The 14,522-nt window shown below is 73.2% G+C and carries 10 protein-coding genes; 5 read left to right on the top strand and 5 right to left on the bottom strand.

Annotated features, from left to right (window positions below; genetic code table 11):
- Positions 1–321: 321 nt before the first annotated feature.
- Both ABTZ03_RS15315 and ABTZ03_RS15310 read left to right on the top strand, forming a co-directional pair.
- The gene (locus ABTZ03_RS15315) at positions 322–2,151 is read left to right on the top strand and encodes an AMP-dependent synthetase/ligase (protein ID WP_350513422.1); all 1,830 of its coding nucleotides are present in this window, start codon (positions 322–324) and stop codon (positions 2,149–2,151) included.
- A gap of 296 nt (positions 2,152–2,447) precedes the next feature.
- Positions 2,448–3,560, top strand: coding sequence for a polysaccharide deacetylase family protein (locus ABTZ03_RS15310; RefSeq protein ID WP_350513456.1), 1,113 nt, complete (start codon positions 2,448–2,450; stop codon positions 3,558–3,560).
- Between the two features lie 156 nt (positions 3,561–3,716).
- On the opposite strand, the gene ABTZ03_RS15305 is transcribed toward ABTZ03_RS15310, so the two are convergent.
- Positions 3,717–4,115, bottom strand: coding sequence for a hypothetical protein (locus ABTZ03_RS15305; RefSeq protein ID WP_350513421.1), 399 nt, complete (start codon positions 4,113–4,115; stop codon positions 3,717–3,719).
- Between the two features lie 276 nt (positions 4,116–4,391).
- Here ABTZ03_RS15305 and ABTZ03_RS15300 point away from each other — a divergent pair, with 276 nt between their 5' ends.
- A complete protein-coding gene (locus tag ABTZ03_RS15300) occupies positions 4,392–5,279 on the top strand; it encodes a nitroreductase/quinone reductase family protein (RefSeq protein WP_350513420.1) in 888 nt (295 codons plus the stop codon).
- 105 nt (positions 5,280–5,384) lie between these two features.
- Here the strand turns inward: ABTZ03_RS15300 and ABTZ03_RS15295 are convergent, their stop codons facing one another.
- From ABTZ03_RS15295 to ABTZ03_RS15280, 4 genes are all read right to left on the bottom strand, one after another.
- Positions 5,385–6,182, bottom strand: a complete 798-nt coding sequence (locus tag ABTZ03_RS15295) for an SGNH/GDSL hydrolase family protein (protein WP_350513419.1) — start codon at positions 6,180–6,182, stop codon at positions 5,385–5,387.
- Between the two features lie 444 nt (positions 6,183–6,626).
- Positions 6,627–7,424, bottom strand: a complete 798-nt coding sequence (locus ABTZ03_RS15290; protein WP_350513418.1) for an SGNH/GDSL hydrolase family protein — start codon at positions 7,422–7,424, stop codon at positions 6,627–6,629.
- A 366-nt stretch (positions 7,425–7,790) separates the two neighbouring features.
- Positions 7,791–8,429 (bottom strand): NUDIX hydrolase, encoded by a 639-nt coding sequence (locus tag ABTZ03_RS15285; protein WP_350513417.1) that lies wholly within the window; start codon positions 8,427–8,429, stop codon positions 7,791–7,793.
- Between the two features lie 188 nt (positions 8,430–8,617).
- The gene (locus ABTZ03_RS15280) at positions 8,618–9,643 is read right to left on the bottom strand and encodes a DUF8829 domain-containing protein (protein ID WP_350513416.1); all 1,026 of its coding nucleotides are present in this window, start codon (positions 9,641–9,643) and stop codon (positions 8,618–8,620) included.
- 589 nt (positions 9,644–10,232) lie between these two features.
- On the opposite strand from ABTZ03_RS15280, the gene ABTZ03_RS15275 reads away from it, so the two are divergent.
- Positions 10,233–11,402, top strand: coding sequence for an exonuclease SbcCD subunit D (locus tag ABTZ03_RS15275; RefSeq protein ID WP_350513415.1), 1,170 nt, complete (start codon positions 10,233–10,235; stop codon positions 11,400–11,402).
- Positions 11,399–14,488, top strand: a complete 3,090-nt coding sequence (locus ABTZ03_RS15270) for an AAA family ATPase (protein ID WP_350513414.1) — start codon at positions 11,399–11,401, stop codon at positions 14,486–14,488. The genes ABTZ03_RS15275 and ABTZ03_RS15270 overlap by 4 nt, the downstream gene beginning before the upstream one ends.
- The last annotated feature ends 34 nt before the right edge of the window (positions 14,489–14,522 follow it).

Raw genomic sequence — 14,522 nt, 5'->3', positions numbered from 1 at the left:
ATTCCACTTCTTCACCACATTCTTACCTTGCTCCGATCCCGTGCCCCGCCCCGCGATCGCCCCGTGCCCCGCCCCGCGATCACCCCGTGGTCGCTCCGCGGTCGCCCCCCGGCCCGCCGCCCGGACGCCTCCTCGACTCCTCCCCAACTGCGACACCATTCGTACGGGCCCGTGCCGATCTCGTCGCGTCGCCGTCACAACCCTGGGCAGTGACAGGGCGATCCGATAGTTTCGCTCCACCCCGCGCGACCGGGCGCCGCCCTCCGGTGCTCGCGCGCCGGGTCGGCGGACAGCGCCGAGAGACGCGAACCGGGGAGGAATGTGCGCGAGTTCACCACCCCCGCCCCGGCCGGGCCCGAGGCCACCGGAGGACTCGCCGACTCCCTGTACGACACCGCCGACCGCCTCCCCGACCTGGTCCAGCTCTCCCGCCGCACCGGCGAAGGACGCTGGCAGGCCGTCACCGCACGGGAGTTCCGGGACGAGGTGCTCGCCCTCGCCAAGGGCCTGCTGACCCGCGGCGTGCGCTACGGCGACCGGGTCGCCCTGATGTCCCGCACCCGCTACGAGTGGACACTGTTCGACTACGCCCTCTGGTCGATCGGCGCGATCACCGTCCCGGTCTACCCGACGGCAGCACCCGAGCAGGTGCGCTGGATCCTCGCCGAGACCCAGACGGTGGCCTGTCTGGTCGAGGACGAGGACGCCGCGATGACCGTCGGGGCGGTCTGCGACGCCCTGCCCGACCTGACCGGGATCTGGCAGCTGGACCGGGACTGCATCGCCTCGATCACCGAGGACGGCCGGGACGTCCCGGACTCCCTGGTGCACCGCCAGCGGCTCGGCGTCACCGCCGACAACATCGCGACCGTCGTCTACACCTCCGGCACCACCGGACGCCCCAAGGGCTGCCTGATCACCCACGCCAACCTGGCCGCCGAGGCCGACGCGCTGCTCGCCGGCTGGGGCGAGGTGCTCCGCGACACCGGCGGCTCCGGCCAGCCCGCCACCCTGCTGTTCCTGCCGCTGGCACACGTCTACGGACGGGCGGTGCAGATCGCGGCGATCCGCGGCGGCTTCCGGATCGGCCACGTCCCCGAGGTCTCCACCGACGCCCTGCTGCCCGCCCTGGAGAGCTTCCGGCCGACCTTCCTGCACGCCGTCCCGTACGTCTTCGAGAAGATCTTCCAGCGGGCCCGACGCGCCGCCGAGGCGGCCGGTCGCGCCGAACTCTTCGAGCAGGCCCGGCAGGTGGCCGTCGAGTGGGCGGCCGCCCGGGAACAGAAGGCCTTCGGCCGCGGCCCCGGGCCCGGCGCGGCCCTACGGCTGCGCCACCTCGCCTACGAGCGGACGGTCTACCCGAAGCTGCGCGCCGTGCTCGGCGGCCGGGTGCGCACGGTGATGTGCGGAGGCTCCTCGCTACGACGGGAGTTGGGCCTCTTCTTCACCGGCGCCGGGCTCCACCTGTACGAGGGCTACGGCCTCACCGAGACCACCGCGGCGATCACCGCCAACCCGGCCGGACGACAGAAGCTCGGCACCGTCGGACACCCGGTGCCGGGCGCCTCGGTGGCGATCGCCGACGACGGCGAGGTGTGGGTGCGCGGCGGATCGGTGTTCGGCGGATACCTCAACCATCCCCAGTGCACGGCCGATTCACTGATCGACGGCTGGTTCGGGACGGGCGACCTGGGCCGGCTGGACGAGGACGGCTACCTCACCATCACCGGCCGCAAGAAGGACCTGATCGTCACCAGCAGCGGCAAGAACCTCGCCCCCGCGGCCCTGGAGGAACGGGTCGAGGCGCATCCGCTGGTCTCCCAGTGCCTGGTGGTGGGCGACGACCGCCCCTACGTGGCGGCCCTGATCACGCTCGACCCGGGCGCGCTGGCGCACTGGCTGAAGACCCACGGACGGGAGCAGCTGGACGCCTGGGCGGTGCTCGCCGACGAGCAGCTGCACGTGGAGGTCCAGCGCGCGGTGGCGGCCGCCAACACGGCGGTGTCGCGCGCCGAGTCGATCCGCGCGTTTCGGCTGCTGCCACGGGAGTTCAGCGTGGAGCAGGGACTGCTGACCCCCTCGCTCAAGCTGCGGCGGGCGGCGATCGCGGAGCACTACGCGTCGGACATCGAAGAGCTGTACCTCTCCTGAACCTCACCGCTCCACACTGTTTCTGACGTGACGTCTTGTCCCGTTTGGGGCTGGTGTGTTCGGCCGCCGGTTCACCTGCCGTTCCCTTGACGGGTCGATTGGTCCAGTCCATTGTTGCTCTTCGGTCCGAGTGCGGCGCACCAGCACCACCCGCTCCCGCCCCTCCGGGAGCGCCCCGGTTCCACGGTTCAGATTCCCGTTCACGCCCTCCCCACGGGCGTGCCCCCACCTGCTGGAGTCCTCACGTGTCGATGTCCACGCGCCTGCCTGCCCGCCTGCCTGCCCGCTTGTCCGCGGTGGCCGCCTCCGTCGCACTGCTCACCGCCTTCGCCGTCCCGGCCGCCTCCGCCGGCGTCGCCGGTGCCGGTGCCAGTGCCAGTGCCCCGACCGTCAACCTGGTCACCAACCCCGGCTTCGAACTGCCCTCCCCCAACCTCGCCGATTGGGGCAGCATCCCCGGCTGGAACTGCACCGGCGGCCCGGCCGAAGCGGCCGTCGCCACCACCGCCGCCCACTCCGGCACCTCGGCCCTCACCGTCACCCCGGCGAACGCCGACTCCACCGGCGAGTGCGCGCAGACCGTCGCCGTCCAGCCCGACACCACGTACACCGCCTCGGCCTGGGTGCGCGGCAACTTCGTCTACCTGGGCGCCACCGGGACCGGCCGGGACGTCGCCCCCGCCTGGACCGAGACCACCTCCGGCGGCTGGCAGCAGCTGACCACCCGTTTCACCACCGGCCCGAACGCCCACAGCATCCGGCTGTACGTGCACGGCTGGTACGAGCAGGGCCCGTTCTCGGTGGACGACGTCCGGATGGACGGCCCGGCACCCGCCCCGGCGACGGCGGCCGGCTCGATCCCGACCACCGACAAGGTCGTCTTCTTCACCGTGGACGACGGCTGGACGCGCACCCCCGAGGCGGAACGGTTCATCGCCGACCACCACCTGCCGATCACGGCGTTCCCGCTGCCGATGCCGGCCGGCACCGACCCGGACTTCTTCCGGCGGGTCACCTCGGTGCCCGGCTCGTCCATCCAGGACCACAGCGTCTCGCACTCCGACCTCAGCAAGCTCCCGCTGGAGCAGCAGCAGGTCGAGATCTGCGACGCGCGGGACGCGATGACCCGGCTGTTCGGCACCGCACCGGTGGTGTTCCGCCCGCCGTACTTCGCCTGGAACGCCGACACCCTCCAGGCCGCCGCCAACTGCGGCATCCGCACCGTGCTCACCGCCGACGCGGACTTCAGCTGGGGCGCCTCCAACATCTGGCACCCGGGCCCGCTCCAGCCGGGCGACGTGATCCTGATGCACTGGACCGACACCCTTGCCACCGACCTGCCCCGCGCCCTCGCCGCCGCCGACGCCGCAGGCCTCAAGCCGGCCGGACTGATCGACTACCTGCGCTGACCGCATCAGGTCGCGGCTGACAACAGACGGATTTCAGCGAACAGATTTCGTCATCTGAACTCTGTTCGCTGAAATCCGTTCGTTGACATCTGTTCACTGACATCTGTTTGCCGACATCTGTTCGCTGAGATCTGTCAGCTGTTCGCCGCGGCCCGATCAGCCGCCGAACACCTCGCCCGTCCAGGCGATCAGCCGCTCCTCGAAGTCGGCGTCGGAGACGATGCCCTGGGCCGGAAGCACCCCGACGCCCGCCGTCTCCCCCTCATGCGCCGCGCTTCCCTCGACCGCCCAGTCGCGCGCCAGGTAGTCCACGTCCGCCCAGCCACCGCGGAACAGCACCACGTGCAGTTCCGCACCCGTACGCGGATCCACCACCTCGACGCCGACCGAATCCGGATCGGCGACCCTACTCCGGTCCGTCTCCAGCGGCTGCGGCCAGGGGGCGCCGTCGGCCCGCCAGGTCAGTGCGCCGACCACCAGGCCGGCCGCGTGCCAGTGCGGGGCCCGGGCGGTGATCCGTTCGGCGGCCCGGTCGAGATCGACGATGTGCTCCACCGCGGTGCCGGCTTCCCTTCGATGGTGATCATGCTCGTTGACAGGGCGTCCGCGGCTTGGCTCTAATGGGGGCGTGCAGCGCGGCGTCGGCCACAGAGTAGTGGGCCGGCCGGCAGCCGAGCCAGCACCTGACGTGTAAAGGGACGATGCGCGATGAACACCTTCTCCGCTGCCCTGATCTGACCTCGGCGGTCACCGCGGTGTCCGCCCGTTCGTCGCGTGGTACCGCGTGTGGCCGCGAATCCCCGAATTACCAGGAGACTTCACCACACACCTATGTCCATGTCCTTCAATCTGAACGTCATCGAAGAGTTCCGCGCCAACGGCGGCCGGGTCGGCGGCCCGTTCGAGGGCGGAGACCTGCTCCTGTTGACCACCACTGGGGCCCACTCCGGTCGGCCGCACACCGTACCGCTCGGGTTCGTCCGAGCCGAAGGGCTGCTCCTGGTGGTCGCCTCGGCCGCCGGGGCGCCGGAGCACCCGCAGTGGTACCGCAATCTGCTGACCCACCCCGTGGTCCGGGTCGAACTCGGCACCGAGGCCTTCGAGGCGATCGCCGTCCCCGCCGAAGGCCCCCGCCAGGAGCGGTTGTTCGCTGCGGTCGTCCACGCAGCGCCCGGGTACGGCGACTACCAGGCACACACCGAGCGGGAGTTGCCGGTGGTCGTACTGGAGCGGCCCGCAGCGCCACCGGGCCGGCCGCACGAGGTACGCAGCCTGGCCGACAAGCTGTTGGAGACCCACGGCTGGCTACGCGCCCAGCTGCGGCACGTCCGGACGGAGGCGCGGTCGCACGTCCCCGGGCGTCCGGCCGGGCTCGGGCTGCAACTGCGCCAGCACTGCCTGGCGTTCTGCGCCGGACTGACCCACCACCACACCGGGGAGGACTCGGCGATCTTCCCGGCCCTGGCACGTAGCCACCCCGAGCTCGCCGCCGTGCTGGAACGACTCGGCGAGCAGCACCGGGCGATCGGACGGATCAAGGAGGAGCTGGTGGCGCTGCTGTCCGACATCGAGATCGCCGAGCCGGAGCGACTCCGGGCCGAACTGGACCGGATGGCCGACGAGTTGGAGTCGCATCTCGACCGCGAGGAGGCCGAGCTGCTGCCGGCGCTCGCCGCGATCCCCTTCCCCCCGGTGCGCCCGACACCCGACCGGCGCTGACGCGGCGGTGCCGCCGTCCGCTCCGGTGGAGCGGGAGCGGACGGCGGCACCGGTGTCACGCCGGGACTCCGACAGGACTCCGACGGGACGGTGGAACCGGGGGCCTCAGGACTGGCTGAAGACCGGGAAGTAGCCGTTGGCCTGGCCGGCCGCGTTCGGGTGGTAGCTCTCGTCGATCGGCAGGGTGGTGCTGTGCAGCCAGGTGTCCAGCGAGCCGCAGATCTCGTGCCCGGAGAAGGCACTGCGGACGTCGCCGAAGGTGAAGCCGGCGTTGGCGACCTCCTTGGCGATCACGCCGTCCAGCGTGTCGGAGGCCTCGTTGATCGCGGCGCGCTTGGTGTCGCCGATGCCGAACAGGCAGTCGCCGCCGACCTGGTAGAGGTGCGGGTAGCCCATCACGACGACGTGGGCGTTCGGGGCCGCCGCGCGGATCGCGTTGTAGACCTGGTCGAGCTGGCCGGGCAGGGTGTTGGTGGCGTAGCTCTCGGCCGTGTTGACGGCGTTGAGGCAGTCGCTGTCGGAGCTGAGTACGCAGGTCTTCATGGTGCTGGAGAAGCCCGCGTCGTTGCCGCCGATCGAGAGGCTGACCAGCGTGGTGCCGCTGTTCAGCGCGGAGATCTGACTGTTGAGGACGTCACCGGTTCTGGCGCCCGAACAGGCGACGAAGGTGAAGGAGGACGGCGAGTTGGCGTTCGCCCAGAGGGAGGCGTACGCGTTGGCGCTGCGCTTGCAGCTGCCGCTGTCGCCCAGGTAGTTGCCGGCGCCGACGCCGGCCGAGTAGGAGTCGCCGAGGGCGACGTAGTTGACGCCGTCGGCGTTGGCGGTGGATGCCGTGAAGAGCGTCGTCATGGTGAGGACGGCGGCTATCGCGGCGACGGAGAGAGCACGGGCGGGGCGGAACATTGCACCTCCAGGTATGACGCGGGTCACAGAAAGGGATACCAAGCGGTAATCGAACACGGAAGCGTTCATGCCAAGGCAATTGACGGATCGTCAGTTGTCGCTTGAGTGAACTGCCGTTGCGGTGGCGCTGGTTCGACTGACATGGCGCGGGACTGCGTCCGTGCGCGCTCCGATGACGACGGCGCACGTGCGCGCACGCCGATGCAGGGCAGGTCGTGCGGGAGCAGGGCGGGGCGGGGCAGGACGGAGCGCACCCGGGCAGGACGGGGCAGGACGGAGCGCACCCGGGCAGGACGGGGCCCGTCGGGGAAGGCCGACCGGGATCAGAAGGGGAGCGACCCCGGCGCCGCCACCCCTCCCGCATCGCGGGAAGGCACGGCGACTCCGGCCACGGTCAGCGGCGCCGCCCGGACGACCGGACGGCGGCCGTCACGACGGATCCACTCAGGAGCGGCTGAAGACCGGGAGGTACCCGCTGGCCTGGCCGGCCGCGTTCGGGTGGTAGCTCTCGTCGATCGGCAGCGTCGTACTGTGCAGCCAGGTGTCCAGCGAGCCGCAGATCTCGTGCCCGGAGAAGGCACTGCGGACGTCGCCGAAGGTGAAACCGGCATTGGCGACCCGCTTGGCGATCACGCCGTCCAGCGCGTCGGCAGCGCCGTTGATGGCGGCGCGCTTGGTGTCGCCGATGCCGAACAGACAGTCGCCGCCGACCTTGTACAGGCGCGGATAGCCCATCACCACGACATGGGCCTTCGGCGCCTTGGCGTGGATCGCCGAATACACCCGGTCGAGCTGGCCGGGCAGGGTATTGGTGGCGTAGCTCTTCGCCGTGTTGACGGCGTTGAGGCAGTCGCTGTCGGACCCCAGCACGCAGGTCTTCATCGTGTCGGCGAAGCCCGCGTCGTTGCCGCCGATCGAGAGGCTGACCAGCGTGGTGCCGCTGTTCAGCGCGGAGATCTGACTGTTGAGCACATCGCCGGTTCTCGCACCCGAACAGGCCACGAAGGTGAAGGAGGACGGCTTGTGCGTGTTCTTCCAGAGATACGCGTAGGCGTTGGTGCTCCGCTTGCAGCTACCACTGTCGCTCAGGTAGCCACCGGCACCGACGCCGGCCGAATAGGAGTCCCCGAGGGCGACGTAGTTGACGCCGGCCGCATTGGCGGCCGACGCCGTGAAGAGCGTTGTCATGGTGAGACCGGCCGCTATCGCGGCGACGGACAGGACACGAGCATGGCGGAGCATGGCACCTCCTGATATGACGCGGGTCACAGAAGGGATACCAGGCAGTAGCCGTACGGGGAAGCGGTCATGCCAAGGACATTGACGGACAGTCTGATAGCGGAGAAGTGAACCGACCCCGACGGAGCGTGAGTTCGCCCAGGTGGGTGTGGGTCTATGTCGACACACATCGGTCATCGCGTGTAGATGAGAAACTTTCGAGAAGTCAGCTCGGCGTCGACCCGTGGTCAGCGTACGGCCGCCGGTGCGTCAGTTCGGCGGCGCGAGTCCCCTCCGTCGAGGCCGCCCCGGAGCGCCGTTCGAACACCCGCCGTGGGCACGGCTCAGCGCCCCGGGGGCGCGTCCGCCGCCCGCGTGGACGGGGCCCGGTTAGACCGAGCCCGGGTGGACGCCGCCCGGGTAGACGGAGCCCGGCAGGACCGTGCAGCCATCGACCGGGAGCTCCTCGATCGTCTCGTTCGCGACCTCGGGCACGCCGAGCCAGTGGGCGGCCATGGCGACCGCCGCCCGGGCCTGGCGCAGCCCGGGCGCGCCCCAGCCCAGCAGCTCGACCGCGAGGCCCGGCGCGACCAGCAGCCGCCGGTAGTGTCGGCCCGAGGCCGGGTCGGCCGTGCTCGGGCCCACCGACCGCAGCGCCGCCGCCATCCGGACCCGCGCGCACTCGTGCCCGCCGTTCGCCGAGCCGACCCGGTCGTAGAGGTAGCCGAGGTAGTACGGCCGACCGATCACGGCCTGGGCCTCCTCGCCCGCCTCCCGCGCCAACGCGGCCGCCGGGTCACCGTCGTCCTCCGGCTCCAGCGAGCCGCCGGGCAGTGAGCAGATGCCGTCCCGGGGGTTCACCAGGGTCAGCACCCGCCCGTCCGGGGCGAACAGCCAGCCCCAGGACTGCTTCACCGGCAAGCCGTCCGGCACCTGCTCGCCCGGCCGCCACGGCCAGCCCGCCGTGGGACGTCGGCGCACCTTCCCGAGCAGCTCGGCGATCTCCGCCGTGAACTCGATCCGGCTCATGCCGCGCGCCCCCTCTCGCTGTCGGGCTCGCCGGACCTGCGGAGCACGGTTCGGAGCGGAGCGACCGGAGCGGCGGCGTGGGGTACCGCGCGCTCCTGCTGTTGATCTTCTCCGATCTTCCCCGAACAGGCGGTCGATGAACAGTCCCCAGCGCCGCATGGTGGATGCCGAGGCCACGAACGCCCTGATCACCCCAGCGGCCCACCTCCGCCCCCGGCCTCCGGGAAGCCCGGCAACGGGAACCCCGGCTGCGGGACCACACCGGGCGGGAAGGGCAGCCCACGCGCCGCGTCGTCGGCCAACTCGTCGAACACCTCGTGAGCCGTCATCGGCCGCAGACGTCCCCCGGCCAGCGCCCAGCCCCGCACCCTCGGCCCGGACCCCGCCCCACCCGACGGCCCGTCCGACGAGCGCCCCGCCGGGAACCCACCCGACGGCCCGTCCGGGTCGCCGTGCAGCAGCAGCGCCCCTTCGCCACCGGAGACCGCCCCGGCCGCGAGCGTGACGCAGAACGCCTCGACGTCCCGCCCCGCCGGCTGCAGGCGCCCCGCCTCCACGCAGACGTCCACCGCGGAGGTCAGCTGCTCACCGTCCTCCGGGCCGTGGCAGCGCAGCGTCAGCAGGTGGCAGCCCTCCCCCGCCCCCTCGGCCAGCGCCAGGTAGACCGAGGTCACGTACCGCATCACCGCCGCCATCCGCCGCTGCCCGACCGGGTCGTCGCCCAGCGCCTCCAGCAGCACGGCGCAGGCCACGGACATCCGCACCCGCGCCCGGTGGTCGTCCAGCAGCACCGGGGCGAGCTCCGCCAGCCGCTGCCCCGCGTAGACGAAGGGCTCCCCGGCCAGCTCCGGATCCCCTGCGTACGCGACCCGGGCGGCCGACGACCGGGGATCGAGGCCGAGCGCGGAGCAGTAGTCCTCGAAGTCGCCCGCCTCCAGCACCCGCAGGTGCACCTCCAGCCCCTGTTCGTACAGGGCCCTCAGATGCCCCTCCGCCCGCCTCAGGTACTCCTCGTGCCCGAGCGCACCGAACAGCCCGTACCCCGCCAGGCCGGCGAAGTTCGCCGCCTGCACGGCCAGCGCCAGCGCCACCGGCTGCGGCGGCGCGCCCCGGGCCCGGCCGCCGCGCCGCCCACGGGCACCGCCGGAACCGCCGCCGAGGGCGCGCGCCCCCGGCGCCCGACCACCCCCGGGCGGCGGAGCCCCGCCGAGCACGCCCGGCCCTCCTCCCGGCAGACCACCGGGACCGAACCCCGACCCGGGACCGGACCCCGGCCTCCGCCCGCCGAACAGCAACGCCCGGGGCGTCCGCGGCCACCGCCCGCGCACCATCACGACGCCCGGCACCTCGTACACCGACTCCCATCCAGTCATGGGGTCCTCCCATCCACTCGACCAGCACACAAAGAAAGAACAGAACGGAACAGCACGAACCAGCACCAACCACCCCGGATCCCGGAGTCGCCGACATCACGGAACCTACACAGAGCCACTGACAATCCACCCCGAGTAATCGAACACCCTCGTCCTTAGGCCTCCCCGAGGCCGTCTGGAGAGGCGATCAGGGCCGCCCCAGCGGGCCAAAATGTGCCCTTCACAGCCCCGTCGCCCGCCCACAACGCCGCGCACCCGAGCATCGAGGGAACAAAATGTGCCCCTCACGTGGCCACCGGACCGGCACGGGCACCGGGGCTCGAAATTCCCGGCATCCCCGGACTCCTCGAAATCCCCGGGAGCCCCCCTGAACCCCTGTGGCCACTGCGCCCACCGGGATTGTCGGTGCCGGGCGTTAGGGTCGGGGACCATGCGACTGCTGCATACCTCCGACTGGCATCTCGGGCGATCGTTCCACCGGGAGAGCCTGCACGACGCCCAGCGCGCCTTCCTGGACCACCTGGTGGACGTGGTCCGGTCCGAGGGCGTGGACGCCGTGCTGGTCGCCGGGGACGTGTACGACCGGGCACTGCCGAGCCTGGACGCCGTCGCGCTGTTCGACGACGTACTGCACCGACTGGCCGACCTCGGGGTGCCGACGGTCTTCATCAGCGGCAACCACGACTCGGCCCGCCGCCTCGGGGTCGGCGCCGGTCTGATCGGCCGGGCCGGGATCCACCTGCGGACGGATCCGGGCGCGTGCGCCGAGCCCGTGCTGCTGGCGGACGAGCACGGCCCGGTGGCGGTGTACGGGCTGCCGTACCTGGAGCCGACGCTGGTGCGCGAGCGGTTCGGGCTGGCCAGGGGCGGGCACGCGGCCGTGCTCGGCGCGGCGATGGAGCAGGTCCGGGCCGACCTGGCGGCGCGCCCCGAGGGCACCCGCGCCGTGGTGCTGGCGCACGCCTTCGTCACCGGTGGCGAGGCCAGCGACAGCGAGCGGGACATCGCGGTCGGCGGGGTCGCCTCCGTGCCGACCTCGGTGTTCGACGGGGTGCACTACGCCGCGCTGGGCCACCTGCACGGCTGCCAGACCCTGGCCCCGCACCTGCGCTACAGCGGCTCCCCGCTCGCCTACTCCTTCTCCGAGGTCCGCCAGCGCAAGACCATGTGGCTGGTCGACCTCGCCGCCGACGGCTCGGTGGCGGCCGAACGCGTCGACTGCCCGCAGCCGCGCCCGCTCGCCACCCTGCGCGGCCCGCTGGAGGCGCTGCTCACCGAAGAGCGGTACACCGAGCACGAGCAGTCCTGGGTGCAGGCCACGCTCACCGACCCGGCCCGCCCGAGCGAGCCGATGGAGAAGCTGCGCCGCCGCTTCCCGCACACCCTCCAACTGCTGTTCGACCCCGAGGACGGCGAGACCGAGCCGACCCGGTCCTACGCGGCCCGGGTCAGCGGACGGGGCGACCTGGAGATCGCCGAGGGCTTCCTGCGGCACGTCCGCCCCGGTGCCGCGCCGGAGGCGGACGAGCTCGGCTGGCTGCGCGAGGGCTTCGAGCACGTCCGCGAGGGCGCCGACCGGAAGGCGGACCTGCCCCGATGAGGCTGCACCGGCTGACCGTCACCGCCTTCGGCCCGTTCGCGGGCAGTGAGACGGTGGACTTCGACGCGCTCGCCGCCGGCGGGCTGTTCCTGCTGCGCGGCGCGACCGGCGCGGGCAAGAGCAGCGTGCTGGACGCGGTCTGCTTCGCCCTGTACGGCGAGACGCCGAACGCCCGCCGGGCCAACCGGCTGCGCAGCGACCACGCCGATCCGGGGCGGCTGACCCAGGTGGAGCTGGAGCTGACGCTGGGCGGGCGGCGGCTGCAGATCACCCGGCTGCCCGAGCAGCGCCGCCCGAAGAAGGTCGGCACCGGCACCACCGTAGAGCGGCCGCAGACCCTGTTGCGTGAGTGGGCCGTCGACGCGGGCGACGGCGCGCCCGGCTGGCGGCCGGTCAGCACCTCGCACCAGGAGGCCGGGGAGGAGATCCACCGGCTGATCGGCATGAGCCGCGAGCAGTTCTGCCAGGTGGTGCTGCTGCCCCAGGGCGACTTCGCCCGCTTCCTCAAGGGCGACTCCGAGGAGCGCGGCAAGCTGCTGCGCCGGCTGTTCGACACCGAGCACTACGGACTCGTCGAGGCCTGGCTCGCCGAACGGCGCCGCGCCCAGGAGAACGCCGTCCTGGCCGGTCGGCGCCGGCTGCGCGACCTCGCCAGCAAGGCGGAACAGGCGGCCGGGCCCGGCGCCGAGCCCGCCGAGGAGTGGGTGCCGAGCGAGGACGGCGACGCCGAGCTCTCCGCCGGGCTGCTCGGCTGGGCGGCGATCCTGCGCAGCGGCGCGGCCGAACGGCTCGCCGTCGCCGAAGCCGCGCTCACGGGCGCGGAGGCGGCGCAGCGGTCGGCCCAGCAGCGCCGGGAGCTCGCCGAGGAGCTGGCCGGACGGCAGCGCCGGCACCGAGAGGCGCTGGCCGAGGCCGAGCGGTTGGCCGGTTTCGAGTCGGCCGCGGCGCGCGACCGGCAGCGGCTCGCGGCCGCCCAGGCGGCGGTCGGGGTGGAGTCGGCGCTGCGCCTGCGGGAGAACGCGGCCGAGTCGCTCGGACGGGCCCGGGCCGCGGAGCGGCTACGGCGGGAGGCGCTCGCCCACGCCAACGGTCTTGGCCACTCCAACGGTCCCGCCCACGCCAACGGCCTTGCCCACTCCGCCGGTCCCGCCGGCCTGGCCGAGGCGGGGGCCGCCGAACTGGCCGAGGCCGAGCAGTGGCTGCGCGCCGAGGTGGTCCGGTTGGAGACGGCCCGGGCGGAGGAGCTGCGCTGCGCCGAACTCGCCGGCGAGCAGCGCTCCTTGACGCAGGAGCGGCGGGGTGCCGAGGAGCTGGCCGAGGAGGCCGAGGACTGGCTCGCCGAGTTCGACGGCGAGCTGGCCCGCCTGGAGGAGCAGCAGACGCGGGCCCAGGCGGCGGGCGCCCGGGTCGAGCAACTGGACGGTCGGCGCACCGAGTTGACCGCCCGCCTGGGTGCGGCCCGGGAACGGGACGGCCTCCGGGTGGAGATCGCGGCCGCCGAGCCGAGGGTCGCCGAGCTGCGCACGGCCGCGCTGGACGCCCGCGAGTTCGGCCTGGACCTGCGGGACCGCCGACTGGCGGGCATGGCCGCCGAACTGGCCGAGCAGTTGCGCTCGGGCGAGGCCTGCCGGGTCTGCGGTTCGCCCGAGCACCCGTCCCCCGCCGAGGCCGCCGAGGGCGGCCGGGTGAGCGCCGAGGACGAGGAGCGGGCCGGCCGGGCCCAGGCCGCGGCCGAGCGCGTCTGGGGCGAGGCCGACCAGGCGTTGACCGCACTGCGGGTGCGCGAGGCGACCGCCGTCGGCGCGGCCGGTCCGGAGCCCACGGACGTGCTCGCGCACGCGCTCGCCGGGCTGGAGCAGCAGCACCGCACCGCGCTGCACGAGGCGGAGGCGCTCGGCCGGGTCGGACAGGAGATCGCCCGGCTGTCGCAGGACCGCACCCGTCGGCTCGACGAGCTGCGCGAGGCCAAGGAGCGCGCCGCCGTGCTCACCGACCGACTGCTGCAACTGAGCGATGAGCAGCGGGAGTTGACGGCCAAGGTCGCGGTCGCCCGCGGCGAGGCCGGCTCGGTCGCCGACCGGGCCGCGGGGCTGACCGCGTTGGCCGAGGCGGTCGCCGGGGCCGCCGGGGCCGCGCGGGCGGTCGCGGAGGCCCGGGCCCGGCTGGACGAGAGCGAGGAGGAGCTCGGCAAGGCCGCCGCCGGAGCGGGCTTCCCGGACGCCCGGGCAGCCCTCGCCGTCCTGCTGCCGCGCGAGGAACGGGAACGACTGGAGGCCCGGCTGGAGCGGCACCGCGCGGAGTCGGCCGCCGTCCGGCACGAGCTGGCGCTGCCCGAGCTGGTCGAGGCGGCGGCCCGTCCACCGGTCGACCTGCCCGCCGCCGCGGCCACGCTCGACGCCGCCACCGACCGGCTCGGCCGGGCACACGCGGCCCGGTCGGTGGCCCAGGAGCGCTGCGCGGCGCTGGCCTCGATCGGGCAGGGCCTCGGCGAGCTGGCCGCCGAGCTGGCCCCGGTGCTGGAGCAGTACGGGCGGATCAACCGGCTCGCCGCGCTGGCCGCCGGCACCTCCACCGAGAACCGGCTGCGGATGCGCCTGGAGTCGTACGTGCTGGCGGCCCGGCTGGAGCAGGTCGCGGCGGCGGCCAGCGCCCGGCTGGTCCGGATGTCCGGCGGTCGCTACACCCTGGTGCACAGCGACGACCGGGGCACCGGCAACAAGCGCTCCGGCCTGGCCCTGCGGGTGGTCGACGCCTGGACGGGCACTGAGCGGGACACCGCGACCCTCTCCGGCGGCGAGAGCTTCTTCGCCTCGCTCTCGCTCGCCCTCGGCCTCGCGGACGTGGTCACCGACGAGGCCGGCGGGATGCCGCTGGACACCCTGTTCATCGACGAGGGCTTCGGCACCCTGGACGAGCAGTCCCTGGAGGAGGTGATGGACGTCCTCGACGGCCTGCGCGAGCGGGACCGCGCGGTCGGCATCGTCAGTCACGTGGCCGACCTGCGCAGCCGGATCCCCACCCAGCTGCTGGTCCGCAAGGGCCGGCACGGCTCGACCCTGGCCCTGGCCGGACGGGAGGACGCCTAGAGGACGCCCAGGCCCCGACCCCGCCCGCCCCGCC

Source organism: Kitasatospora sp. NPDC096077, from assembly GCF_040303245.1.
Lineage (GTDB): Bacteria > Actinomycetota > Actinomycetes > Streptomycetales > Streptomycetaceae > Kitasatospora.
This window is presented reverse-complemented; position numbering and strand designations above follow the sequence as displayed.